Source organism: Emticicia oligotrophica DSM 17448, assembly GCF_000263195.1.
Classification (GTDB): domain Bacteria; phylum Bacteroidota; class Bacteroidia; order Cytophagales; family Spirosomataceae; genus Emticicia; species Emticicia oligotrophica.
On record NC_018748.1, the window covers coordinates 3,657,473 to 3,682,337 of the forward strand.

The 24,865-nt window shown below is 35.7% G+C and carries 21 protein-coding genes; 9 read left to right on the forward strand and 12 right to left on the reverse strand.

Annotation, left to right across the window (positions count from 1 at the left end; translation table 11 throughout):
* Positions 1-48: 48 nt before the first annotated feature.
* Positions 49-1,236, reverse strand: coding sequence for a glycine C-acetyltransferase (gene kbl / locus EMTOL_RS15060; protein ID WP_015030170.1), 1,188 nt, complete (start codon positions 1,234-1,236; stop codon positions 49-51).
* 4 nt (positions 1,237-1,240) lie between these two features.
* Positions 1,241-2,191, reverse strand: a complete 951-nt coding sequence (locus EMTOL_RS15065) for an NAD-dependent epimerase/dehydratase family protein (RefSeq protein ID WP_015030171.1) — start codon at positions 2,189-2,191, stop codon at positions 1,241-1,243.
* A gap of 186 nt (positions 2,192-2,377) precedes the next feature.
* Here EMTOL_RS15065 and EMTOL_RS15070 point away from each other — a divergent pair, with 186 nt between their 5' ends.
* The 3 genes from EMTOL_RS15070 to EMTOL_RS15080 all read left to right on the forward strand — a co-directional run bounded on the left by EMTOL_RS15070 (position 2,378) and on the right by EMTOL_RS15080 (position 5,001).
* Positions 2,378-2,839: an Lrp/AsnC family transcriptional regulator gene (locus tag EMTOL_RS15070; protein WP_015030172.1), complete on the forward strand. Its 462-nt coding sequence runs from the start codon at positions 2,378-2,380 to the stop codon at positions 2,837-2,839.
* A 142-nt stretch (positions 2,840-2,981) separates the two neighbouring features.
* The gene (locus EMTOL_RS15075; protein ID WP_015030173.1) at positions 2,982-4,622 is read left to right on the forward strand and encodes an ABC-F family ATP-binding cassette domain-containing protein; all 1,641 of its coding nucleotides are present in this window, start codon (positions 2,982-2,984) and stop codon (positions 4,620-4,622) included.
* Between the two features lie 61 nt (positions 4,623-4,683).
* Positions 4,684-5,001, forward strand: coding sequence for an antibiotic biosynthesis monooxygenase family protein (locus tag EMTOL_RS15080; protein ID WP_015030174.1), 318 nt, complete (start codon positions 4,684-4,686; stop codon positions 4,999-5,001).
* 57 nt (positions 5,002-5,058) lie between these two features.
* Here the strand turns inward: EMTOL_RS15080 and EMTOL_RS22480 are convergent, their stop codons facing one another.
* The 3 genes from EMTOL_RS22480 to EMTOL_RS15095 all read right to left on the reverse strand — a co-directional run bounded on the left by EMTOL_RS22480 (position 5,059) and on the right by EMTOL_RS15095 (position 8,760).
* Positions 5,059-6,078 carry a glycoside hydrolase family 43 protein gene (locus tag EMTOL_RS22480; RefSeq protein ID WP_041694171.1) on the reverse strand — a complete coding sequence of 340 codons (1,020 nt, stop codon included), beginning with the start codon at positions 6,076-6,078 and terminating at the stop codon, positions 5,059-5,061.
* Positions 6,079-6,165: 87 nt separating this feature from the next.
* Positions 6,166-7,629: an MFS transporter gene (locus EMTOL_RS22485; RefSeq protein ID WP_015030176.1), complete on the reverse strand. Its 1,464-nt coding sequence runs from the start codon at positions 7,627-7,629 to the stop codon at positions 6,166-6,168.
* 24 nt (positions 7,630-7,653) lie between these two features.
* Entirely contained in the window at positions 7,654-8,760 is a 1,107-nt protein-coding gene (locus EMTOL_RS15095) for an endo-1,4-beta-xylanase (protein WP_015030177.1), read from the reverse strand.
* 277 nt (positions 8,761-9,037) lie between these two features.
* Between EMTOL_RS15095 and EMTOL_RS15100 the strand changes: the two genes are divergently transcribed.
* Positions 9,038-9,724, forward strand: a complete 687-nt coding sequence (locus EMTOL_RS15100) for an NUDIX hydrolase (protein ID WP_305953249.1) — start codon at positions 9,038-9,040, stop codon at positions 9,722-9,724.
* Positions 9,725-9,798: 74 nt separating this feature from the next.
* Here EMTOL_RS15100 and EMTOL_RS15105 read toward each other — a convergent pair whose 3' ends face one another.
* Both EMTOL_RS15105 and EMTOL_RS15110 read right to left on the reverse strand, forming a co-directional pair.
* Positions 9,799-11,973, reverse strand: a complete 2,175-nt coding sequence (locus EMTOL_RS15105; RefSeq protein ID WP_015030179.1) for a xanthine dehydrogenase family protein molybdopterin-binding subunit — start codon at positions 11,971-11,973, stop codon at positions 9,799-9,801.
* A gap of 24 nt (positions 11,974-11,997) precedes the next feature.
* On the reverse strand, positions 11,998-12,465 hold the full coding sequence (locus EMTOL_RS15110; protein ID WP_015030180.1) for a (2Fe-2S)-binding protein: 468 nt from the start codon (positions 12,463-12,465) through the stop codon (positions 11,998-12,000).
* 213 nt (positions 12,466-12,678) lie between these two features.
* Between EMTOL_RS15110 and EMTOL_RS15115 the strand changes: the two genes are divergently transcribed.
* Together EMTOL_RS15115 and EMTOL_RS21885 are read left to right on the forward strand one after the other, a co-directional pair.
* Positions 12,679-13,701, forward strand: a complete 1,023-nt coding sequence (locus EMTOL_RS15115) for a threonine aldolase family protein (RefSeq protein ID WP_041693602.1) — start codon at positions 12,679-12,681, stop codon at positions 13,699-13,701.
* 91 nt (positions 13,702-13,792) lie between these two features.
* Positions 13,793-14,572 carry a DUF3575 domain-containing protein gene (locus EMTOL_RS21885; RefSeq protein ID WP_015030182.1) on the forward strand — a complete coding sequence of 260 codons (780 nt, stop codon included), beginning with the start codon at positions 13,793-13,795 and terminating at the stop codon, positions 14,570-14,572.
* A gap of 55 nt (positions 14,573-14,627) precedes the next feature.
* Here the strand turns inward: EMTOL_RS21885 and EMTOL_RS15125 are convergent, their stop codons facing one another.
* The 4 genes from EMTOL_RS15125 to EMTOL_RS15140 form a co-directional block, all read right to left on the reverse strand.
* Positions 14,628-16,616: an STN and carboxypeptidase regulatory-like domain-containing protein gene (locus EMTOL_RS15125; protein ID WP_015030183.1), complete on the reverse strand. Its 1,989-nt coding sequence runs from the start codon at positions 16,614-16,616 to the stop codon at positions 14,628-14,630.
* A gap of 117 nt (positions 16,617-16,733) precedes the next feature.
* Positions 16,734-17,765 (reverse strand): FecR family protein, encoded by a 1,032-nt coding sequence (locus EMTOL_RS15130; RefSeq protein ID WP_015030184.1) that lies wholly within the window; start codon positions 17,763-17,765, stop codon positions 16,734-16,736.
* A 3-nt stretch (positions 17,766-17,768) separates the two neighbouring features.
* Positions 17,769-18,131 (reverse strand): YybH family protein, encoded by a 363-nt coding sequence (locus tag EMTOL_RS15135; protein ID WP_015030185.1) that lies wholly within the window; start codon positions 18,129-18,131, stop codon positions 17,769-17,771.
* Positions 18,132-18,698 (reverse strand): RNA polymerase sigma-70 factor, encoded by a 567-nt coding sequence (locus EMTOL_RS15140; RefSeq protein WP_015030186.1) that lies wholly within the window; start codon positions 18,696-18,698, stop codon positions 18,132-18,134.
* A 232-nt stretch (positions 18,699-18,930) separates the two neighbouring features.
* Between EMTOL_RS15140 and EMTOL_RS15145 the strand changes: the two genes are divergently transcribed.
* Positions 18,931-19,650: a head GIN domain-containing protein gene (locus EMTOL_RS15145; protein WP_015030187.1), complete on the forward strand. Its 720-nt coding sequence runs from the start codon at positions 18,931-18,933 to the stop codon at positions 19,648-19,650.
* A 56-nt stretch (positions 19,651-19,706) separates the two neighbouring features.
* On the opposite strand, the gene EMTOL_RS15150 is transcribed toward EMTOL_RS15145, so the two are convergent.
* Complete coding sequence (locus EMTOL_RS15150) at positions 19,707-20,357, reverse strand: hypothetical protein (RefSeq protein WP_015030188.1); 651 nt, start codon at positions 20,355-20,357, stop codon at positions 19,707-19,709.
* A 76-nt stretch (positions 20,358-20,433) separates the two neighbouring features.
* On the opposite strand from EMTOL_RS15150, the gene EMTOL_RS15155 reads away from it, so the two are divergent.
* Both EMTOL_RS15155 and EMTOL_RS15160 read left to right on the forward strand, forming a co-directional pair.
* A complete protein-coding gene (locus tag EMTOL_RS15155; RefSeq protein ID WP_015030189.1) occupies positions 20,434-22,776 on the forward strand; it encodes a TonB-dependent receptor in 2,343 nt (780 codons plus the stop codon).
* A 67-nt stretch (positions 22,777-22,843) separates the two neighbouring features.
* Positions 22,844-24,817, forward strand: coding sequence for a M1 family metallopeptidase (locus EMTOL_RS15160; RefSeq protein ID WP_015030190.1), 1,974 nt, complete (start codon positions 22,844-22,846; stop codon positions 24,815-24,817).
* The last annotated feature ends 48 nt before the right edge of the window (positions 24,818-24,865 follow it).

Below are 24,865 nucleotides of genomic sequence, written 5' to 3' on the forward strand. Positions count from 1 at the left end.
TGATTTGAAGTTTTTTCTTTCTAATATCGACTTTTACCACAAAGAATATTATTTAATTACACCCAACTCTTTACCTACTTTTGTAAACGCTGAAATAGCTTTATCAAGATGTTCGATTTCGTGTCCTGCTGAAATCTGAACTCTTATCCTTGCTTTAGATTTTGGTACTACTGGATAAAAGAATCCAATTACATAAATACCTTCTTCTAATAATTTTGCTGCAAAAGTTTGTGCCAAAGGTGCATCATAAAGCATGATTGGAATAATAGGGTGTTCGCCAGGAAGTAAATCGAAACCTGCTTCGGTCATTTTTGCTCTGAAATAAGCCGCATTTCTTTCAAGTTTATCTCTCAAAGCAGTTGATTGCTGTAAAATATCTAATACTTTGGTTGATGCACCCACAATTGCTGGAGCCAAAGTATTCGAGAAAAGATAAGGTCTTGAACGTTGACGAAGCATATCAACAATTTCTTGACGGGCTGCTGTAAAACCACCAGACGCACCACCAAGGGCTTTACCGTAAGTACCCGTAACGATATCAACTCGACCAATTACATTTTTTAATTCAATCGTTCCGCGACCAGTTTTACCCATGAAACCAGTGGCATGACATTCATCAACCATTACCATGGCTCCATATTTATCGGCTAAATCACAGATTTTATCTAATTGAGCAATCGAACCATCCATTGAAAATACGCCGTCAGTAACAATTAATTTTTTCTTACAATGACTAGCTGCAATGAGTTGTTGCTCTAAATCATCCATATTATTGTTTTTATAGCGGAAACGTTCAGCCTTACAAAGTCTGATTCCATCAATAATAGAAGCATGGTTTAGCTCATCAGAAATAATGGCATCTTCTGCTCCTAAAAGTGGCTCAAATACACCCCCGTTAGCATCGAAGGCAGCTGCGTAAAGAATACAATCTTCGGTGCCTAAAAACTCCGCAGTTTTACGCTCTAATTCTTTATGAATATCTTGTGTACCACAAATAAATCTTACTGATGACATTCCAAAACCATGTGTTTTGATTGCTTCGATGGCTGCTTCGATTACTTCTGGATGTGAAGAAAGCCCCAAGTAATTATTGGCACAAAAGTTCAGCACTTCTTTATTTTGGGTAGAAATCTGTGCTGATTGTGGGGTTGTGATAACACGCTCAGTTTTGTATAAACCTGCTTCTTTGATAGCGGCTAGTTCTTCGGCGTATTGACTTCTGATATTATCAAACATATTTTTATGCGAATGTTAATTGTTGTTTTAATTCATGAATCATTATTTCTACGATGTCTTTGAGCGTATAGCTAGACTGCCAATTCCAATCAGCTTGTGCTTCTTTGTCATCAATAATTTGTGGCCAAGAAGCCGCAATATTCTGACGGAAATCTGGTTCGTAATTAATAACAAAATTAGGAATGACTTTCTTTATTTCTGTTGCAATTTCTTCGGGTGTAAAACTTAAACCAGCTAAATTATAAGAAGTTCGGGTTTTGATGGCTTCTTTTGGAGCTTCCATCAATTGTAACGTAGCCTTGATGGCATCATCCATAAAAATCATTGGTAAGCGAGTATCTTTTGCCAAGAAGCAAGTGTAAGGCTCATCGGCAACTGCTTTATGGAAAATATCAATGGCGTAGTCGGTTGTACCACCACCAGGTAGGGATTGATAACCAATAACTCCGGGATAACGCAATGAACGCACATCTAAACCATAGCGATTGAAGTAATAGTTTGCCCAATTTTCGCCACTAGATTTGCTAATTCCATAAACAGTAGAAGGGTCTAAAAAAGTGAATTGTGGACAAACTTCTTTTGGAGCTAAATTACCAAAAACTGCAATCGTACTTGGATAAAAAATTCGGTCAATTTGTTCTATTCGTCCAACTTCCAAAACATTCAAAAGGGATCTCATATTGATTTCCCAAGTGCGAAGTGGGTCTTTTTCACCATTGGCCGATAGAATGGCCGCCAAATGATAGATTTGTGTGATTTGATATTTTTTTACAATCGACTGAAGTGCTTGGAAATTAGTGGCATCTAATTCTTCAAAGTATCCATCAAAGCCCAATTTGGGGCGTAAATCGGAAGCAATGACATTTTCAAAACCGTATTTGTTTTGTAAGGCTTGGGTAAGTACTGACCCAAGCTGTCCATTGGCCCCGACTATCAGAATTTTAGTCGTGTTCATGATTATTTTATTGATGAAGTGTAATTTTGTTGTAGTAATATTTACTTACAAAAGTAGTATATGAGAAATTAAGTTGGTTAATTTGTGGTAAAATCAGTAAAAATAGTTTTGAATTTCGTTAATAAAAGTAAAAATTACTGAATCTTTATATATTTATACTTCATCTGAAATAAATTTTATTGCTATATGGAACAATTGGACGAAACAGATAAAATTATCCTCCGAATTTTACAAAAAGATGCTAAAAAAACAGCTAAAGAAATTGCTAGTCAATTAAAGCTAACAACTTCTCCTGTGTATGACCGCATTAGGCGATTAGAAGGTTTGGGTTTTATCAAAAAATACGTAGCTATTTTAGATAAAAACTTGATTAATAAATCGGTTACTTCCATTTGCCAAGTATCTATGCGGTACCACAATGAGGCATTTATTGAAAATTTTGAGCAAGAAATCCAGAAATTAGAAGAAGTGCAAGAATGTTATCACTTGGCGGGGCAGGTAGATTTTGTGCTGAAAATTCACGTAAATAGTTTAGAAGAATACCACGATTTTATCAAATACAAACTTTCAAAAATCGAAAATATTGGAGTTTTGAATAGCACCTTCGTCTTGAAAGAAATCAAACATAGTTCGGAGTTTTATATCTGATTTACGGAAAATAATATTTATTGAATACGGTATATGTGTTTGATTATGAGGTGTTTATGTTTTAGAGCAGGAAATTCTTAATTCCTAATTCTTAATTCTTAATCAAGACCTCCTATCTTTGCACCTTAATTTTAAAAAGAGCATGATTTCAGTCGATAATGTAGCAGTTGAGTTCAATGGTGGAACGCTGTTTAGTGATATTACTTTCAATATCAACGAAAAAGATAAAATAGCCCTCATGGGTAAAAATGGAGCAGGGAAATCAACCTTGCTCAAAATTATTGCAGGCGTTGATAAACCCACTCGTGGAAAAATTTCTGCTCCAAAAGATTCAGTGATTGCTTACTTGCCTCAGCATTTACTCACACAAGATGATAGTACGGTGTTTGAAGAAGCTTTAAAGGCTTTTTCGGCAGTATTGGATATGAAAAATGAGATGGACGAATTGAACCATCAGCTCGAAACTCGTACAGATTATGAGTCGGATGATTACATGAAAATTATTGAACGAGTATCCGAACTCAGCGAAAAATATTATTCGGTAGAAGAAGTAAACTATGATGCTGAAGTAGAAAAAACGCTATTAGGCATGGGTTTTACGAGAGCAGATTTTACTCGACAAACCTCTGAATTTAGTGGTGGTTGGAGAATGCGTATCGAATTGTGCAAGATTTTACTCCAAAACCCAGATTTAATTTTGCTTGATGAGCCTACTAACCACTTAGATATTGAGTCGATTCAGTGGCTTGAAGATTTCTTGATGAATAATGCAAAAGCTGTAATTGTGATTTCACACGATAGAGCTTTTGTTGATACCATCACGAATCGCACGATTGAAGTAACAATGGGTCGTATTTATGACTACAAAGTAAACTACACGCAATACCAACAGCTCAGAAAAGAACGCCAAGAACAGCAGCAAAAACAATATAACGACCAACAAAAAATGATTGCCGAAACGCAAGAGTTTATTGATAGGTTTAAAGGAACATATTCTAAAACTTTACAGGTGCAATCGAGAGTGAAAATGCTCGAAAAACTTGAAATCGTGGAGGTTGATGAAGTAGATACTTCGGCTTTGAGTTTGAAATTCCCGCCTGCTCCACGCTCTGGAAATTATCCTGTGATTGTCGAAAACGTAACTAAGTCTTACGGCGAGCATTTGGTTTTTAAAGATGCTTCATTAACGATTGAAAGGGGAGAAAAAGTTGCATTTGTTGGCCGAAATGGAGAAGGTAAATCAACACTTGTGAAGGCAATCATGGGTGAAATTGATTTCGAAGGAAGTGTAAAAATTGGTCATAATTCGATGATTGGTTATTTCGCTCAAAATCAAGCTTCTTTGTTAGATGAAGATTTAACTGTTTTTCAGACCATTGATAATATTGCAGTAGGAGAGGTTCGCACAAAAATTAAAGATATTTTAGGTGCGTTTATGTTCCGTGGCGATGATGTAAACAAAAAAGTGCGTGTACTTTCAGGGGGAGAAAAAACTCGTTTAGCAATGATAAAACTCTTGCTCGAACCTGTAAATCTTTTGATTCTCGATGAGCCTACCAACCACTTAGATTTGAAAACTAAAGATATTTTGAAAGATGCTCTGCGTGCTTTTGAAGGAACAATTATCTTGATTTCGCACGACCGTGATTTCTTAGAAGGTTTGGCAAATAAAGTATTTGAGTTTGGTAATAAACGAGTAAAAGAACACTTTGAGGATATTTCAGGCTTCTTGCGTAATAAGAAAATGGAGAATTTGAGAGAGATTGAGAGAAAGAATAAATAAATTATACTTTATCGCTCACTAAAACAGTGGGCGATTTTTGTTTGAATAAAAAAATAAATTTATGATAGCAAATACACCTCAAGCACCATATTATGCCGTGATTTTTACTTCCATTCGTACAGAGATTGATAATGGATATGGTGATATGGCCCATCGAATGGTTGAACTTGGCAGTCAAATGAAGGGTTTCTTAGGTATAGAATCTGCTCGAAATGATATTGGAATTACAGTTTCTTACTGGGAAAGTTTGGAAGATATTAAGCATTGGAAACAAAATGCCGAACACCAAATTGCTCAGCAAACTGGCAGAAAGGATTGGTATAAATCCTATAAAACACGCATCTGTAAAGTAGAGCGTGATTATGGCTTTGGTCTATAATGATTTGTAGAGACGTTACATGTAACGTCTCTACGGTGGTAATTTTACATATATTGATTAATCTTTATAAGGATTTATCGTTTGAATTCTTCCTTCGGCATCATAAGTAAGCTCCGTTACTTTGATGCTACGTAGGTGGGTAACTCCCTCTGAAAGACTTGAATCATGGTAGAATAAATACCATTTGCCATCAATTTCACAGATTGAATGGTGCGAAGTCCAGCCTACTACTGGATTTAAAATACGACCTTGATAAGTAAATGGCCCGTAAGGATTATCGCCTGTGGCATAACAAATAAAATGTGTATCGCCCGTAGAGTACGAGAAATAATACTTACTATTATAGTAATGCATCCAAGATGCTTCAAAAAATCTTCGGTCATTATCTCCAGCTAAGAGTAAATGACCATTTTCATCAACAATTTTAAGTTGTTTTGGTGCTTCAGCAAACTGCTTCATATCATCACTTAATTTAGCAACGATTGGGCAGAGTGCAGGTTCATTGGGAAGTGGTTCTTCGTTAGAAATATCGTACTGATTATCTCGATACTTTTGTAATTGTCCACCCCATATTCCGCCGAAATAGATATAATGACTACCATCTAAATCTTCGAAAACAGCAGGGTCAATGCTATAGCTACCTGCAATTGGTTGTGGTTCGGCTTTGAATGGACCAGTTGGACTATCAGATATGGCTACACCAATTTGAAAAATTCCATCTGCTTTTTTTGCAGGAAAATAGAGGTAGTATTTGCTATCTTTTCGAGCGGCATCGGGAGCCCACATTTGGCGTTCGGCCCAAGGGACATCTTGCACATGTAAAGCTACTCCGTTGTCAACTGCTTCACTATCAATCGAATCCATTGAAAAAATATGATAATCTTCCATGGCAAAATGGCTTCCTAAATCATCAAATGGAATGCCTGCGTCGACGTCATGTGAAGGATAAATATAAATTTTACCATCGAAAACATGAGCTGATGGGTCTGCAGTATATATATGTTTAACGAGTGGCTGTGAAATGGCTTTCTGATTCAATACATTAAAATCAATATGGTCGATACTCTCTTCTGGCATTTTATTTATAATAGTAGATTTGTTTAAAATTCTTTTATGTATTTTGTCAGTTGTGACTAAAGGCATTTACTATCAACTGTCAATAAATTATTTTCTTCTTTGTTTTAATTCTGCTTCAATTTTAGTTTCCAATGCCTTGTTAATTTCATAGCCAAAGAGCAATGCTGCACCTACTAAAAATACTAAGCCCGGATAAATACTGACCGATAACTTGATTCCTGAAACTGCCTCTTCGGTTTGTTGAGCTTGCTCCGCTACATATCCATAGTTTGAAAGTAAGGCGGCACCAATAGCACCGCCAAGACTTAAACCTATTTTCAAACCAAATACCATTGCCGAGAAAATGATGGCAGTTGCTCGGCGATTATTTTTCCATTCAGAATAGTCTGCTACATCGGCAATCATGGCCCACAAAAGTGGAATCGTTACGCCGTAAGTAAATCCGTGTAATATTTGTGTTAGAAATACTATTCCAATGGCATCTTTTGCATAGAAATTGAATAAAATCAGGCAAAAAGCTGAAAGAGCAAGGAAAATTCCGAAAATATTACGTTTCCCGAAACGGTCGGCTAAAGGTTTCGAAAACATAATTCCCACAATCATAAAAATGATTCCACCAGCATTAAAAAGACTATTGGCTGATGTTGGGGCATCTTCTGGCCATTCGAATTTACCTAAACCTAGTCCAGTAATAGTTTCGTTCAAACCTTTAATGAATGAGTTAAAACCAATGCTTTCTAAGTAATTTGCTTGAGCAGTTGGATCTAAATAATACTTAAAGTAATAAATATACATGCCTCCTTTGAGTGCCAAAGTAATGAAAACGGCAATAGTTAGTAGAAGCATAATGACCCAAGGACGGTTTTTCGATAAGTCTAGGAGGTCTTGTTTAATGCTACTTTTTTCCTCAACTACTGGCACAATACGTTCTTTCGTTGTTAAAAAAGTAATGATTAAACAAATAACTCCAACAATGGCGAAAAATAACATTACTTTTTCGAATCCAACCGCCTTATCACCATGTCCGACTGATAATGCCAACGGTAATAACAAAGATTGAATGATGAACTGAGCTACCATTACTGCTACAAAACGGTAAGATGAAAGGCTATTACGTTCTTTCATATCGCCCGTAATTACCCCACTCAATGCTGAATAGGGTAAATTATTGGCTGAGTAAACAATAACTAATAAAAAATAGGTAATAAGAGCATAAATGATTTTGCCTGTTTCATCAAAATTAGGAGTAGAGAAAGCTAGTAAAGAAATAATACCAAACGGAACGGAAGTCCACAAAACCCAAGGACGGAATTTTCCCCAACGAGTATTGGTACGGTCAGCGATGATTCCCATGATTATATTGAAAAATGCACCGAAAAAACCACCAATAAAAATGATTATACTGGCCGAACCTGCAGGAATTTTATATACATCGGTATAAAAATAGGCCAAGAATGTCATTAATGTTTGAAAAATAAGATTGGCGGCTAAATCGCCTAAACTGTATCCAATTTTTTCAAAGACAGAAAGTTTTTGTGTTTCCGAACTCATAGTTATTTAATTTTAGGGCTTAGGTTATTGCTTAGATTTTTGCTTGATAACTGCTTCATAAGCAGGCTTTTTCTGAAATTCTCGGTCGAAAAGTAGTGGATAATTAGTACGATTTCTGATTGGCCAGCCATTCAGCCATGAGTGTCCATCATTGACTCCCCAGAAAGTGATTCGACTAATTTTATCTCTGTGCTTTATGAAAATCTTAAAAATATCGCTATATCTTTGGGCTAATTCGGTCTGAACAGAGTCTGGTAAACCTTTAGGGTATGGGTTCATAAATGGACTTCCCGGGAAGTTTTGATTCACATCAGCACCTTTTAAATCCCAAGGATTTGGCAAAACTGTAATATCAAGTTCTGTAAATGCTACTTTTAGACCTAACTTAGAAAATTCGATGATAGATTCTTCTATATCCTTCAAAGGTGCTCCTTTTAAACTCCAGTGTCCTTGAATTCCAACGCCATTAATTTTAGTACCGCTGGCTTGAAGTTTTTTGATAAGTTCAATCGCACCTTTGCGTTTGGCAGGTTGTTCGATATTATAATCGTTATAGTAAAGCTCGGCATTTGGGTCGGCCTTTGCCGCCAAATCAAAAGCTTCTTTGATATATCCTTCACCTAATTTTTCTAAGAAAATAGACTTTCTTAGTGTGCCATCTTCATTCAATGCTTCGTTTACAACATCCCAACTATTGATTTTGCCTTTGTATCTTCCCGCAACAGTATTGATATGGTTGGTCATAAACAAACGTACAGAATCTGCACTTTGAATTTTATGCACAAATTTAGGTAGTTGACTATGCCATACAAGTGTATGACCCGCAATAAATAGGTTATTTTTTTGTCCGTATTCTACAAACTTATCGGCCAATGTAAAACTGTAATTATTGGGCTCAGGGTGAATCACCTCTGCCTTCATGATATTTTCAGGAGTTATGGCATTAAACTCACGCAAAATCAAGTTATTGGCTATTTTGTTTTTTTCTAAAATATGTTCAGCACCTAAAGCTGTTCCAATCAAAAAGTCATTTGCAAATATATCCTTTAGCCCAGTTGAATTCTGCGAGAAACTCAGTGGACTAATGAGTATGTAGAAGAAAAGTTGATAATATTTAATTACTTTTTTCATAAAAGTACATGAAGCGTTTAAGACGGAATTTATTTTCTTTTTATCTTATGGTAAATTGTACCACAAGTATAGAGCTTATTTTTTTTAAATGCAAATAAAGTTTTAGAAATTATTGAAAAAGTACAATTGAATCCGATTAAATTTGGAAAATGATGGAAAATAAACATATTGATTGCAACTAATCTTATGAAGTTAAAAAAATAGAGCCCAAAATTTCGATGAAATAACTAAATTGCGACCATACTTATTTATTAATGATAATCTCGTTATTCACATTTTGAAGTTTTCAGACGAAATAATTGATGCACTGTCGATTGACTGTGTGATTTTTGGCTTCAAAGAGTCAGAGTTGTATGTTTTGTTGGTAAAACATGGAATTGGCCCTACCATTGGGCAATGGGCTTTGCCTGGAAGTTGGATTCGATACAATGAAAGCATTGATGCCGCAGCTACCAGAATTCTCTCTTCTCAGACATCAGTTGAGAATATTTATTTGGAGCAATTTAAGACTTTTGGCGATTTGGAGCGTTTTCCAAATAGGAGAGTTATTACGATTGCCTATTATGCTTTTGTGAATATTGAGAAATTTAATCCCAAACCGGGGCCAACCGAAGCCGATGTAAAGTGGTTTAAAGTACAGGAAATTCCAACAATGGCTTTTGACCACAGCCAAATTTTTGAGAGTTGTTTTAACTTTTTGCAACATAAAATTCAACACGAACCTATTGGGTTTAATTTACTTCCACCGAAGTTTACACTTTTGCAATTGCTTGAATTATATGAGGCGATTTTGAATCAAAAATTAGATAAGTCGAATTTTAGAAAGAAATTTTTGAAAATGAATTTACTGGTTGATACCAAAGAACGTCAGAAAGATGTATCGCATCGAGCGGCTACGCTTTATCGTTTTGATGAGAATATCTATAATAAACTGCTTGATAAAGGATTTATTTTTGAGGTTTAAATTGGGAAAAAAGAAAAGCGTCTAAGACTATAATTCCTAGACGCTTTTTCTTTTTGGGATATTACTTAAAACTCTTAAGCTAAATTCGTAATATCAAAAGGTAATTTTCTAATTCTTTTGCCAGTTGCTGCAAAAATGGCATTACCTAATGCTGGAGCAATTGGAGGTAACCCTGGCTCACCAACTCCACCCGGATTTTCGCCACTATCAATGATGTGAATTTCCATTTTTGGAGCTTCGTTCAATCGCATTACATTGTATTGGTGGAAATTGGTTTGGTCACAAACCCCATTTGTAAAAGTGATTCCACCTTTAATGGCGGCTGTAATTCCCATTACGATGTTTCCTTCAGTTTGGGCTTTTACGTGGTCAGGATTGACATAATACCCACAGTCGAGTACCGAAACTACTATATCGATTTTCACGCCCGCACCTTCTTTCGAAACTGTTATACAACAAGCCGAAATACTGCCAAAAGAGGCAAAAACTGCAATTCCTTTGCCTTGTCCAGCTCCGAGTTTTTCTTTCCAATTCGCTTTTTCGGCAACAGTTTCCAACACTTTTCTGTAGCGAGCATCTTTCACTAAGTCTAAACGAGCTTGTAGTGGGTCCTTTCCTGCTAATTGTGCTAATTCATCAATGAAACATTCTTGTCCCCAACCGAAATTCGAAGCATAAACCGAACGCCACCAAACGATTGGAATATCAGTTTTGACGTTTGTCCATGAAATTTTTGAAACAGGAAATTCGTATTTGCTATTTTCAGTACTGATTTCACCCGATAACCATGGGTCAGACTCATCAGGAGCTAAACCGCCAAATACTTGTCCCACAATTGATTCGCCAATGGCATGGTGATGGAAACCTGTAATCTGTCCATTATTTACAAAGCCTTGCATGTGGCTTAACATACCTGGGCGATATGGCCCTTGCGTAATATCATCTTCACGAGTCCAAATCACTTTTACTGGTTTTTTTAATTCTTTTGCCAATAAACAAGTTTCATTGAGATAATCGTGGTAAGCTTTTCTTCCAAATGAACCACCCAAAAGTGGCACATTGAATTTAATTTTTTCTTTACTAATACCCAAAGCTCTTGAAACATCTGCCAAACCACCATCAGGGCCCTGAACGTGTGCCCAAACTTCGGCGGTTCCATCATCTTTTACATGTACAACCGCACATTCTGGTTCGATTGGAGCATGAGCTAAAAATGGTGTTTCGTAATTTGCCTCTAGCTTTTGTTTAGCATTAGCAAATTTTGCGTTGAAATCTCCTTTTTCTTCGTATCTGATACCTTCTTTTTTTGCTGCTTCATAAGTAGCCGCGAAGTAATTATCGGTTGTCATGGTTTTGGCTAAATCACCATTATCCCAAGTAACTTTCAAGGCTTTTCTACCCTTAAGAGCCGCCCACCAGTTGGTAGCAATAACTGCTACTGCTTCGGCCGCACGGTGAGGCATTGGTCTTTTGGTTTTGATTACCTGCAAAACTCCTTTCACTTTCATGGTTTCGCTATCATCAATTGAAACTACTTTCCCATGAATGCTTGGTGAGTGTTGAATACAAGCGTAAACCATACCTGGTACCTCAATGTCAATTCCATAAACAGCTTTTCCAGTTACACGGTCAGGCACATCGAGGCGTTTGTTGTATTTTCCAAGAATCTTGAAATCTTTCGGGTCTTTGAGTTTTGGGTTCTTTGGTACTTGTAACTTAGAAGCCTCATCTACCAATTCGCCATAAGTGAAAGATTTATCTGAGTTCTTTAAATAAATCTTGCCATCTTTGGCGTAGCAGTCTGCTACTGAAGCATTCCAGCGTTTGGCTGCAGTTTCAATGAGCATTTCTTTGGCGGCGGCACCCGCTTTACGAAGCGATGTCCACAAACCACGCACGGTGCTACTTCCGCCCGATTGTTGGCTACCATATTTTTCTTGTCCGCCAGATTGAATCAACTTTACTTTATCCAAACTCACTTCCAATTCTTCAGCAATCAAAGATGGAGCGGCTTGAGTTGAACCTTGACCCATATCGGGGCGTGGGTTGATTAAGGCAATGCTTCCATCAGTACTGATGATGATAAAAGGATTGATTTCAAGGTCTAAGACTGCCGATTTGGGGTCAACATGAGAAATTTTCTTAGGATTTTTCTCTTTTGCAAATGTATTGATGCCAATCATTAAACCGACTCCTGTAAGCGAAGACGATTTTAGAAATGAGCGGCGTGAGGTATTAATATGTTCCATAGTTTTGAATTAAAGGCTTAAAGGTTATTTTTTCAAACTTTCAGCTGCTCGGTGAATTCCTTTACGAATACGGTCATAAGTACCACAACGGCACAAATTTCCACTCATGTAGTTATCAATATCGGCATCAGTTGGATTTGGGTTTGACTTTAATAAAGCTACTGCCGACATAATTTGACCAGATTGACAATAGCCACATTGTGGAACTTGCTCATCAATCCATGCTTGCTGTACTGCGTGTAGTTGTGTTTCACCAATACCTTCGATAGTTGTAATCTTTGCATTCTTTGGAAGAGAAGAAACTGGAATCTGACACGAGCGTGTTGCTTCTCCGTTTACATGTACTGTACATGCACCGCACTGAGCCATTCCGCAGCCAAACTTCGTACCTTTAAGACCTACAAAGTCACGTACAACCCAAAGTAGGGGCATATCTGGCTCTACATCTACTTTTGTTTTTTTTCCGTTTACGGTAAGATTAAATATTGCCATTGTTTTAATTGGTTACTGGTTGATTGGTTATTAGTATATTGGTTATTAGGGATTAGTTTTTACTGGAAATGACAAATTTCAAATAAAATTAACTGCAGATATCGTTCCGCAGTAATCCAATAACAAATAACAATTAACTAATTTCTAAATTTATAACGTAAAATTTCCTAAAAAGTTAGACTTTTGCAAAGAATTTTACCTTTATCTCAAGCTATGTTTATTGATTTAAGAAGCGATACAGTTACAAAACCCTCGAAAGAAATGAAAGAGGCCATGTTTATGGCCGAAGTTGGTGATGATGTCTTTGGCGATGACCCGACAGTGCTTGCTTTAGAAGCGAAAGCTGCTCAAATGTTTGGTATGGAAGCTGCCTTATTTTGTCCGTCAGGAACAATGACCAATCAGTTAGCTATCAGAGCACATACTTGGCCTGGAAGTGAAGTAATTTGTGATAAATATTCTCACATTTATTTATACGAAGGTGGGGGAGTTGCTTTAAATTCTTTTTCTTCACTGAAACTTTTAGATGGTGACCGTGGACGCCTTAATGCCCAACAAGTGCGTGATGCAATCAATAATCCAGATGATATTCATCAGCCAACTACCAGTTTGGTTTCTTTGGAAAATACCATGAATAAAGGTGGTGGTTGCTATTACAATTTGGCTGATATTGAGCAAATTAAAGCTGTTTGTGATGAAAAAAGCTTGCCTTTACATCTTGATGGAGCAAGATTATTTAACGCTTTGGTAGAAACCAATGAAAGTACACAAACTTATGGGAAGCTATTCGATTCTATTTCTATTTGTTTGTCGAAAGGATTGGGTTGTCCTGTTGGGTCTTTACTTTTAGGAAAAAAAGATTTCATTAAAAAGGCTCGTCGTTCACGTAAGGTAATGGGCGGTGGTTGGCGACAAGCGGGCTTCTTGGCTGCCGCGGGAATTTATGCATTAGAAAATAATATTAATCGTTTGCTTGAAGACCATGCCCGAGCAAAGCAAATCGGTAAGATTTTAGAAGGTCTTCCATTTGTAAAAAGTATTTATCCGATTGATACAAATATTGTTATTTTTGAATTGCCAGAAACAATTCTTGCCAGCGATTTTGTGGCTCGAATGAAAGAACAAAATATTGGGTGTGTGGTATTTGGGAAACACTTGGTTCGATTCGTGACTCACCTTGATTTCACTGATGAACATCTATCGGCGTTTGAAAAAAATATCAGAAAAGTCAATTAAGTTCGTTATGATTGTAGAACAGGTTTTTAACCTGTTTTTGGTATTGATTAAATAATAACAGGTTAGAAACCTGTTCTACAAACCCATAATTGTGAAAAAAAGCTTCGGAATACTCTTTTTTATTTTTATTACTATTCAATCTTTCGCACAAGAAGAAAGAAGAGAAATTTTAAAAGTAAATCTTTCGGCTGCTGCCATGCAAACTGCCACGATTCAATATGAAAAAGTATTTGGACGGCATTTTTCCTTGGCTATAGGTGGTGGATTTCGCCCTAAAAAACTCTTTCCTTATGCCAAAGATTTAGAGAAATACGTAGATTTTGCTGATAATAAGATTGATTATATAAGTTTTGCGAATGTAAGGAAAACTGAGTCAAAAATAGGAATGTACCATCTAACTCCCGAAATGAGATTCTATTTTGGAAATAAAGGAGCTCCTATCGGAACTTATCTTTCAGTATTTGGGAAATATAATCATTTTTACGGTGATGTGCCAGTTTTCATTGATACTGAATATCGCGGAGTTCCTGTCAGATTAGAATTGCCTGTTGATACAAAATTACAAACTACTTCACTTGGGTTGATGATTGGACGTCAGTTTCGTATTGGAGAACGGTTTACTTTTGATTGGTATGTCATTGGTGGGCATTTCGGTAGAGTAAAAGTTCATGGAGAATCAAACCAAAATCTTGAAGGCTTTGATGATGATTTTCGTAAAAATTTAAGAAATAAAATTATTGAAACCTTTAAAATTAATGAAGATTATTTAGGCTTAGTGGTTGATAATCAGGGTGTAAGAATAGATAATGTTCGACAATTGAATTATCTGAATTTACGTGGATTTGGGTTTAATCTGGGTTATAGATTTTGATATTTTGTAGAGACGTCTCATGCAATTTCATTAGAGAGACGTCTCTACTTTTTTATTATAATATTCTAATTCCTCCTTGCAATCCTACCCAAGAAGTAAGTGTAGCTTTCTGACCCAAATAATTACCTTGTTTTTCTGAAAGCTTCCAGTTATTCAATTTTCCCAAATCAATGCCTGATTCATCACTTGCTAAGAAATTAAAGCTTGGTGAAATAAAGAAAGCCAGATGTCGTAAAGCTTTGACTTCTAAACCTAAAGCTAATTTAGTATGTTGATTCAATTTCCAACGATTATTGTTAGTTTGAATATGAGAAGAAACCAAATCAAGATTCAGACCAAAAGTTCGATTTAATTTCAAAGCAGTTCCTAGGCCGTATCCGAGTGAAAAATTCGGTTTAGCTTCAAAACCAAAATTATAACCTGCTGTTAGAATATTATAGAATTGGTGAACCCCTGTCTTAAAGCTCATATTAAACCAGTTAACTTCATTTGTTCCAATTTCAAGTCTTTGATAACCACCTTTTCCTGCAAAACTCAATAAACCTATTGGTAAGTTGTTTTTACTTTCTGAAGCAAAGTTAAATAGACCAATTTGTGAACCATTTTTTACCTTTTTTGCAAAATTCAAGAGCGAGATTTGTAAGCCAGTCAGAGTGCCCCCAACTACATTTATCGTGCCTGATACTTGTAATCCTTTATAGTTCTTACCAACTAAATTGCCAAAACTTGCTACTTGAATACCATTTCCGTTGCCTATTACTGCATTTCCGAATCCCGCTGCTTGAATACTTGCATGCATGTCTTGTAAAACTAAGTTCCCAAATCCTGAAGCTTGGATACCCGAAAAGTTCTTAAGTGTAGCGTTGGCGAATCCTGCAACTTGAATACCACCTGTATTACCACCATTTAAGTTGCTAAATCCAGAACCTTGAATGCCATAAAAGTTTCTGCCATTCACACTCGTAAAACCCGCAACCTGAATACCCTTCACATCTTGACCAACCAAATTGGCAAACCCTGAGGCTTGAATTCCATTTACTTTTCCTCGAACAACATTAAGGAATCCACCAACTTCTAATGAACGAACGCCCAAAGAATAACCAGCAATGATATTTAATGAAATATTATTTATCACATTTCCACTTAAATAATGATTGGTTCCAATAAATGGCAAAAATGAAATTTGAATTGGGCGATAAATGGTGTCACGAATATTATCAAGATGAATATTTTGTTTTTGCGTTATAAACCAATCAGTTAAGCGTCTTTGGGTAATGAGTAATTTCTCTCGGGTACTTGCCCAATATTCTTCATAATTAAACTTCGGAATTTCGATGATAATTGAATCTTTTTCTTCTCTTGGCTCAATTTTGGTAATAATTGGTTGGATAGGTGGCAAGCTATCTAGTTTCTTATTGGGTAAGGAATCAATTTTAAAAGAAACCAAACGAGCAATTGTATCAATTTTTGGAAGTTTGGGTGTTGGTAATAGGTTGATATTGAGTAGTTTGTCTTGCTTTGCTTTAATTAAAATACGCTCATCTTGATAGTTTTGCTTTCTGACGAGCAAGTTGATATTATTTAGTTCTTTGGGAATTTTTAGACGGTAATAGCCATATTGATTAGATACGGCAGAAGCGAGGGTAACTGGTTCATAAATACTCGCTCTTTCAATTTTCAAGCCCGTTTCCCCGTCTGAAACGTAGCCCATTACGAAAAAATCTTTTTGAGGTTCTTCTGTATTTTTCTTCAAAATAATATAATTACCTCTATTCTTAAACGAAATCGTATTACCTAAAATATTCGATAAAACCTCTCTAACTGGTTGATTTTGAGTGTTTAAACTTACTTTCTTTTCCACCGAAATTTCTTCGGGATTATAAGAAAAACTAAAGTTTCCAGCTTTTGAAATAATGTTAAGTGCATTATCAATACGTTCATTGGAAATTTTAATCGAAATAATTCGCTCAAGCGGAGGGCGGCTTTGAGAAATTACTTTAGTAATACAGATGAGGAGTAATAAAAATGTTAATAGCTTTTTCATATTAAAATACTGAATTCTGTTTTGAGGCTATGACATTTTATTTTTGATTTTCCCCTATGCAAGTTGGCAGTTTTTATAATCTTTTTGTATAAAATTGGTAATACGTTTGACGTATGTTTACTGAGCATTGCTTAATGTTCCACATCCTGTCCCATCAATAATATATTTTTCTCCTTCGATTATAACTTTAAGATTAAGCGTTTCTGCAATTACATTGAGGGCATTTGGTAAGCTTTCGTTATTGAAAGTAGTAGTTAAGCGACAGCTCTTAATGGCATTGTTTTTCAGTACAATTTTCTTGTGATAGTTTTCACTTAAAACAGTTAGCACATGTTCAAGACTTGAATTTTCAAAAATGAATGTTTTTGTATGGTAAGCAAAAATATTTTTATCAGTTAAAATTGCTTTTTTGATGGTGTCTTTGGCAGCCTCAAATTCAGCCTCCTCGCCTTTTACTAAAAGTGTTTTTTGTTTTTTGTGCTTAAATTCAACTTTGCCCGATTCTACACTTACTTTTACGTTGGTGGTGTAAGCTTTTACATTAAAAGAAGTGCCAAGAACCTTTACATCAGTGCCGTTGGCGTGGATGATAAAAGGCTTTTGCTCATTGCGTTTGACATTAAAAAAAGCCTCACCCGAAAGATTAATTTCACGGGTATCACCCTCAAAATCTGTTGGATAGCTTAATTGAGTATTTGAATTAAGAAAGACAACTGAGCCATCAGGAAGCTTTTGTTCTAGGGTTTGATTTTGAGTTTTGAGCGTAATGATGTCAGGTTCTTTTTTACGCATGAATAATATCGCAAGGCTGGCAGCTAAAAGTAAAGTGATACTTGCTGCGATGCGAACAGGCGTAAAAAAAAGGAGTTTACTTTGCTTAGCTTTAATATTTTTTTGGTTAGGATTTGGCTCCATTTTAGCCTTCACCTTTTTCCACGCGGCATCAACATTAACAACTACCTGCTCGTCTGAATTTTCGGCTTTACTATTGGCAATTTGTGCCAAGATAAACTGGTAATCGTTTAGTTCTTTTTGGTTTTTTGGGTCTTTCCTTAACCAATCCTCAACTAATGCCGATTCTTGGGCATCAGTTTCCTGAGCCAAGTATTTGCCTAAAAGGTTTTCGGATATTGGTTGGTTAGGGGTCATTTTTTATTCAGAATAATATACATTTATTTGATTAACCATCAAATTTTTATCGAATGTCATCACTTCAGCCGCCTTTTTATTAGTCGCTGTATTCAAATAATAAATCGTGATGCCATCAATTCCAATCAAAAGTTCGATTAACTCAAATTTTAAATTCGGGATTCGCTCTAAGCCAATCGTCCAATATTTTCTAACTTCCTCTTTTCCTACAACAATACCATTGCTTTGCGGGTAAAGTTTGGCCGCCATTGGCGTTGTTATAGAGAAGTCATCGGTATAATGGCTCAAAATTCTATCAAGGTCATGCGAATTCCAAGCGTCTATCCATTCTTCTGCAAAAGATTTGGCAAAGTCCAATGTTATCATCTAATTCAAGAAAAATATGAGTAATGGTAAATATTCTGCTAGTTCGAGTCGTAAAATTTTTAATGCTTTCCCTATTTGGTTTTCAACCGTTTTTGGTGAAAGATTGAGTTGTTCGGCTATTTCGTGATATTTAAGTTCTTCGAACCTGCTCATTCTGAAAATCAATTGACATTGCTCTGGTAATTTCTTAATTGCCTCTTCAATTTTAAATTCAAGTTCATTTTTTATAACTGTTTGACTCACCGATTCATACGAAGCCTCATAATAATTGACAGCGTATTGTTGGTGGTCTTCTCGAACTTTCAAGTGTTTGATTCTATTCAAACAATGATTATGTACCGCCCGATATAGATACGATTTAAAGGAAATAGAGATTTCTAAATCTTCTCGTTTCTCCCAAATGCTCAAAAAAAGATTTTGTACAATTTCTTCGGCTTCTTCAATTTCTTTGAGCATCGAGTTGGCATACGTGCATAGGGTCTGATAATATTTCCGAAATACATGTTCGAAAACATTTTCATCTCCTTCTTTGATTGCACTGATTATTTCTTGCTCCGATAAAGTCACCGATTTTATTCAATATTTTGTGCAAACATAAAGTTTTGTGTCCAATTATCTAAAACCACAATGGATAAATGGTGAAAATACGATTTAAGCCATCTAAATAAATGACAACCCAGAAAATTATTTCCCCTATGGGGAAGTTTAAATTATTTAAAAAAAATAGTGATGGGGTAGGGGGGAAGGCTTTTTCGGTTGTCTTTTGTTCATAATTAAACAATTAAAAAGCTATTATAAAATGAAAAAAATGAAATTCGCCGCCATGTTATTGATGGCCGCTCTTACGCTAAGTATGATTTCTTGTGATGTACTACAGACCACGGTTGACCCAGTTTATGCAAAACAAAAATTATTTGATGTGAAAAATTTTGATGCTCTTGAAATAGGAAGTGCTTTTGAGATTACTGTAACTAAAGGAACGGATTTCAAAATAAAAGCATCGGGAGATGAAAAAGACATCGATGATTTAATTGTGAAAGAAAGAAATGGAACTTTGGAGGTTTACTACAAAAATAATTGGCGATTACGCCGATATCGAATGAGTATTGATATTGAAATGCCAGACTTGAAAAAGGTAGATTTTTCGGGAGCTACGGAGTCTAGTATAAAAGGGTTTGATAACTTAGATGAATTGGAAATTGAACTTTCGGGAGCATCGAAAGGAACTTTCTATGCAAGTGCAAGAACTTATGATATTAACTTATCGGGTGCTTCAATACTTGATTTGGAAGGACAAACCAATAAAATTTATGCTGAACTTTCGGGTGCTTCTACCTTGAATGCTTTTAATACTGATGCAATTGATGCTTCTATGAATCTTTCGGGGGCAAGTAATGGTCGAATTAATGTTTCAAAAAAATTGAAAGTAACAGCGAGTGGAGCAAGTAAGCTGCGTTATCGTGGAGCGGCCAACGTTGAATCAAATCTATCTGGAAGCAGTAAGGTTGTTAAAGAATAAAATTAGACTAACCTATCTATGGTCAGCAAGTGATTGTTGACCGTAGAATTTAATTCTCAATTTGCGTGAAAATGATGTAAAAAACTCAACAAACGTTCATAATTTATTAAATCATCGTCGGTACCTTGTTTCAGTAAAAAATGACGATAAATATTGGCTAAAGTAGTGAAATTATGATTGTCGTTTAGCTTTGCTGCAACAATTCCCTTGAAGCAACGATGGACTTGATTGTATAAATACCTACATGGTAAGCTTGGGGCATCGTTGAGTTTTTCTTCAATGAAACTTAAAGAGTCTGCGGTGTTCAAAAAATCAAATCCTTTGTTTAGATAAAAGTCTTTTATTTCTTCAACAACTTTTTGAAATTCCTCTTCATCTGAAATTTTATACCTAAAATATTTCTTCTCTAAAAACTTCCCAATACTAATAACCAAAGTATTTGCCGAAGGGCGATAACCATAGCTATTATTTAAAAACTGTTGGGCTATTTCTTCAATAAATTCAAATCTTACGCCAAAATTTACTTCAATCCAGTAGATATTTTGATTAGCTGATATAGAAAAAATTATATTCTGAAATCCGTTTTGCGTAGATTTGCGAAACTGCTTTTGGTCAAGACACAAACCAAACCCGTGCGATGAGAAAAAGCCATCTAATCGCTCAAAGAATCGGGTTTCGAATTGATATTGTCCCATACTTAAATTCATATAATGATAAACTTTTGTTGAATACAAATGTTTTCAGAAGGGCATTTATAAATTTTTATTAAAAGCTAATAAACTGATGTTCAGGAGATTTTTTAAAATAGTTTTTTTGGTTTGTATTGGTTTTGGCGTGAGTGCTCAATCAAATACAAAAACTACGCCATTAGCTTCTCAAGTTATCAGAGGAAAAGTAATTGACTACGTAAGTGAACGAGCGGTAGTTGGAGCTTCAATCACCTTAAAAGATGCTAGAAAAGGTACACAAACAGACCCTGAGGGAAATTTTAGCCTTGGGAAAATGCCCATTGGGCGTTACCAAATTCAAGTGAGTTCGGTAGGATACGAATCGCAGACAATTTCTGAATTATTGCTTGAGTCAGGCAAAGAAATGGTGCTTGAAGTGAGATTGCGTCCTTCGGCTAATCAATTAGCTGAGGCAGTAGTACGTGCTCCTTCAGCTAATCTTTCTGGAGCAGTTACGAGTATTCAAAATATTTCAACAGAACAAATATTTCGTTATCCCGGAACGTACCTTGACCCAGCTCGCTTAGCTACAGCCTACGCAGGTGTGGCCAATTCGAATGACCAAGCAAATGGTATGATTATTAGAGGAAACTCGCCGAATGGTATGCAATGGCGTTTGGAAGGAGTTGAAATCGTAAATCCTAACCATTTGAGTAATGCAGGTACTTTTAGTGATAGAATTACTCAGAATTCAGGTGGCGTAAACATTCTTTCTGCACAGTTATTAGGTAATATGAATTTTCTCACAGGGGCTTTCCCTGCTGAATATGGGAATGCTCTCTCAGGAGTAATGGATTTACGTTTAAGAAAAGGAAATGATAAAAAGCATGAATTTACTGCACAAGCGGGCTTAATTGGAATAGATTTAGCAGCCGAAGGCCCAATGGGAAAGAAAGGTGCAAGTTATTTAGTCAATTATAGGTATTCTTTTACGGGTTTATTGGCGGCCATGGGTGTAAAATTTGGCGGTGAAGATATTCGTTTCCAAGATTTATCGTTCAACTTAAATTTCCCAACTAAAAAAGCGGGAAATTTTACGATTTTTGGAATGGGAGGCCTAAGTAGCAATGTCTTTGAGGCAGTGAGAGATACCACTCAGTGGTTGGTTCAGAAAGATGGTTTTGATATTTATTTCAAAAACAAAATGGGTGCTGCTGGACTAACACATAGTTTAAGTTTAGGTAAAAAGCTTCTTTGGCGTACGGTAGTTGCAACATCTGGCTTGAAAAATTCTCGTGAAGGGTACGTTTTAAGTAAAGTCAATTTCCAAAGGTTTTTAAACCAAGCCGATTCATCTATTAAAACAAAATCTACTTTTACCACCAATTTGACTTATAAGTTTGGCGAATATTCCAATCTAAAGGTAGGAGTTTTTGTTACACGTCAATATGATGAATTATTTGCTCGTTCAACTGATAAAAAATCATCTGGAGCCGCTCAAGGACTTGTTATTCAACCTTATGCAAATTTACATTTGAGCCTATTGCCCAAACTTACTGCCAATATAGGTTTGCATTACCTGAAATATACCTTTAATCAAACCAAATCTATCGAGCCTCGCGTATCAGTTCAATATCAAATCACTAATAATCAAACAATTAGTGCGGCTTATGGTTTGCACAGCCAGCTCCAACAACCAGAAATTTATTTTGCCTTAGCCACGCCTAATAGTGGTTTTTTAGGAAATGCCACACTTGATGTAACCAAATCACGTCATTATGTTTTGAGCCATCAATATTCATTTAAAAAGGGTTCTTATTTTAAAACAGAATTGTTTTATCAGCAAATATTCAATGTGCCGACAGCACTGTTTAATCCTACATTTTCGACGCTTAATTTAATTGAAGATTATACGCCAGAACCGCTACAAAACTTTGGTAAAGGGCGTAATTATGGCGTAGAAATTAGTTATCAACAATATCTCACCAATGGCTTTTATGCTTTAACTAATGCTACACTTTACAATGCTACTTATACGAATCATGATGGCATTGAAAGAAACAGCCGTTTTAATGGAAAACATATTTTTAATCTAACAATTGGGAAGGAATGGTCGAGAAGTAAAGACCGTACACTCGGAACCAGTTTAAGAGTCGTTTGGTTAGGTGGATTCTACGAAAGAGAAATAAATCAACAAGCGTCTATTGAAAATAAACGTTTGATTTATAAAAATGCCGATGCTTTCACAGTAAAGCAAGCGGATTATTTCAGACCAGATTTTAGAATTTACATGAAAAAATCAAAAGAAAAGTATTCTCGTACGCTTGCTCTTGATATTCAGAATGTGGCAAATTATCAGAATGTTTCTTACAGTTATTATGATATTTTGCAGAATAAAATCGTTCAACAATATCAAATGGGCTTAATTCCAATTCTGAGCTATCGTTGGGAATTTTAAGGATTTTACAAGTAATTTTAATCATGTTAAGTTATCTAGTTTCATTTGTTCACTTGAATCATAAATAATGAAAAATATTTTTAAACTATTAATAGTCAGTCTTTTATCATTTTCAGGGTTTTCTCAAGAAGATGGAGCAAGTATATGTGCCGATTCAAAACAACAGGCTTTTAGAAGGTTTCAAGCTACACCAAATGCTCGTGTGGCGTATCCAGGTGATGATAAAATTGATGTGACCTATTATAAGTTAAATCTAAATATTTCTCATGCACAACAATACTTGAAGGGAGAGGCAACGATTGGTTTTAAATTAAAATTAGCTTCTAATACTTGTTTTTTGGATTTAAGGAGTCCTCTAAGGGTTGATTCCGTAAAACTCGATGGGAAACGAATTTCTTTTACCCAAGAAACAAGTAAAGTGAATCTGACTTTTGATAAAACTTATTCGGTTGGACAAGCTTTAAGTGTAATTGTATTTTACCAGGGGAAGCCCAATACTTCTTCTTTAGGAAGTTTTACTTTTTCTACACATGGTAGCTCAAATGCTCCAGTTGTTTGGAGTTTAAGCGAACCTTATGGTTCGCCTGATTGGTTCCCTTGTAAAGACACCCCCGCTGATAAAGCTGATTCTTCAGATGTTTGGATAACGATGCCTTCAAGTTTTGTTTCGGTATCAAATGGAGTTTTAGAGAAAATGGTTGATAATAAGGATAATACACGAACTTATCAGTGGAAAAACCGTTATCCGATAGCTCAATATTTGATTTCGATTGCTTGTTCAAATTACATAGAATACAAAAATTATTTTAAGTATTCTGATAAGGATTCGATGACTGTTAATCATTTTGTTTATCCAGAATCATTTACTGTGGCTACAAAAACGCAGCTCGACCAAACACCTTTTATGCTCAAACTTTTTTCTGAAAAATTTGGACTTTATCCATTTATCAAAGAAAAGTATGGGCATGCTCAATGCGATTTCGGTGGAGGTATGGAACACCAGACTTGTACATCACTTAACAGTTATGGTGGAAGTTTAGTAGCACATGAACTAACTCACCAATGGTTTGGGGATAAAATTACCTGTAAAAATTGGGAAAATATTTGGTTAAATGAGGGTTTTGCTACCTATGGTGAAGCAATTTATGCCGAGGCTTTGGGTGGAAAGTCGAGTTATCAAACAAACATTGCAGGTAATGCTACGAAGGCAAAGCGTTCGATTGGTACATTGTATGTTCAAAATATCAATAGTGAGAATGAAATATTCAACAGCAACCGCACTTATTCAAAAGGTGCGATGGTATTGCACATGTTGAGAGGAATTGTAGGCGATGAAAAATTCTTTAAAACCCTTCAAAATTATTTAGTTTCTAATGTGGCTTTTGGTGCGGCCGTTACTGAAGATTTTCAGAAAGTAGCCGAAGAAACGACTGGTCAAAAGTTAGATTATTTTTTCAAACAATGGGTCTATGGCGAAGGATACCCGCAATATACTTATTCATGGAATCCGAATGAGACTTCTACAGAACTAAAAATTAACATAACGCAAAAGCCTAATACAGGCTCAACTGCCTTTGCCATGCCAGTAGATGTGAAAATCATCATGGCTGATGGTTCAGAAAGCGTAAACACCGTATTTATTGATAAAGTAAGCCAAGAAATTACATTTACAAAACCTAAAGGAACGATTTCACAAGTTGTCTTCGACCCAGACAATAAAATTCTTAAAGATGTAACAGAAAATAAGGTTGCTATCGCCGTTACGGGTCAGGAAGAAAATCAATCATTTGTAAGTTGGAGTGTTTATCCAAATCCTACGGATAATCAGGTATTTATTGATTTTAATTTAGCGAAAAATGCCGAAATTGGCATTGATTTTTTTGATAGAGTGGGGCAAAAGTTAAAATCCATATCGGCAGAACAGTTGTCTAATGGAAAATATACCAGAAAGCTATCATTGAATGAGTTTTCTAGTGGTATGTATTTCGTTAGATTACGCATTAATGACCAATTCTTTGGTAAAACATTGATTATTAGATAATTATAACTTAACAAAAATTGATAACAATTTTGAAAATTGTTATACCCA

Coding starts and splice junctions, on each gene's coding strand:
- kbl (WP_015030170.1), bottom strand. CDS start 1,236: ATGTTTGATAATATCAGAAGTCAATACGCCGAAGAACTAGCCGCTATC.
- EMTOL_RS15065 (WP_015030171.1), bottom strand. CDS start 2,191: ATGAACACGACTAAAATTCTGATAGTCGGGGCCAATGGACAGCTTGGG.
- EMTOL_RS15125 (WP_015030183.1), bottom strand. CDS start 16,616: ATGAAAAAGCTATTAACATTTTTATTACTCCTCATCTGTATTACTAAA.
- EMTOL_RS15105 (WP_015030179.1), bottom strand. CDS start 11,973: ATGGAACATATTAATACCTCACGCCGCTCATTTCTAAAATCGTCTTCG.
- EMTOL_RS15155 (WP_015030189.1), top strand. CDS start 20,434: ATGTTCAGGAGATTTTTTAAAATAGTTTTTTTGGTTTGTATTGGTTTT.
- EMTOL_RS22485 (WP_015030176.1), bottom strand. CDS start 7,629: ATGAGTTCGGAAACACAAAAACTTTCTGTCTTTGAAAAAATTGGATAC.
- EMTOL_RS15080 (WP_015030174.1), top strand. CDS start 4,684: ATGATAGCAAATACACCTCAAGCACCATATTATGCCGTGATTTTTACT.
- EMTOL_RS15110 (WP_015030180.1), bottom strand. CDS start 12,465: ATGGCAATATTTAATCTTACCGTAAACGGAAAAAAAACAAAAGTAGAT.
- EMTOL_RS15075 (WP_015030173.1), top strand. CDS start 2,982: ATGATTTCAGTCGATAATGTAGCAGTTGAGTTCAATGGTGGAACGCTG.
- EMTOL_RS15160 (WP_015030190.1), top strand. CDS start 22,844: ATGAAAAATATTTTTAAACTATTAATAGTCAGTCTTTTATCATTTTCA.
- EMTOL_RS15115 (WP_041693602.1), top strand. CDS start 12,679: ATGTTTATTGATTTAAGAAGCGATACAGTTACAAAACCCTCGAAAGAA.
- EMTOL_RS15135 (WP_015030185.1), bottom strand. CDS start 18,131: ATGATAACATTGGACTTTGCCAAATCTTTTGCAGAAGAATGGATAGAC.
- EMTOL_RS15145 (WP_015030187.1), top strand. CDS start 18,931: ATGAAAAAAATGAAATTCGCCGCCATGTTATTGATGGCCGCTCTTACG.
- EMTOL_RS22480 (WP_041694171.1), bottom strand. CDS start 6,078: ATGCCAGAAGAGAGTATCGACCATATTGATTTTAATGTATTGAATCAG.
- EMTOL_RS15130 (WP_015030184.1), bottom strand. CDS start 17,765: ATGACCCCTAACCAACCAATATCCGAAAACCTTTTAGGCAAATACTTG.
- EMTOL_RS15070 (WP_015030172.1), top strand. CDS start 2,378: ATGGAACAATTGGACGAAACAGATAAAATTATCCTCCGAATTTTACAA.
- EMTOL_RS15150 (WP_015030188.1), bottom strand. CDS start 20,357: ATGAATTTAAGTATGGGACAATATCAATTCGAAACCCGATTCTTTGAG.
- EMTOL_RS15095 (WP_015030177.1), bottom strand. CDS start 8,760: ATGAAAAAAGTAATTAAATATTATCAACTTTTCTTCTACATACTCATT.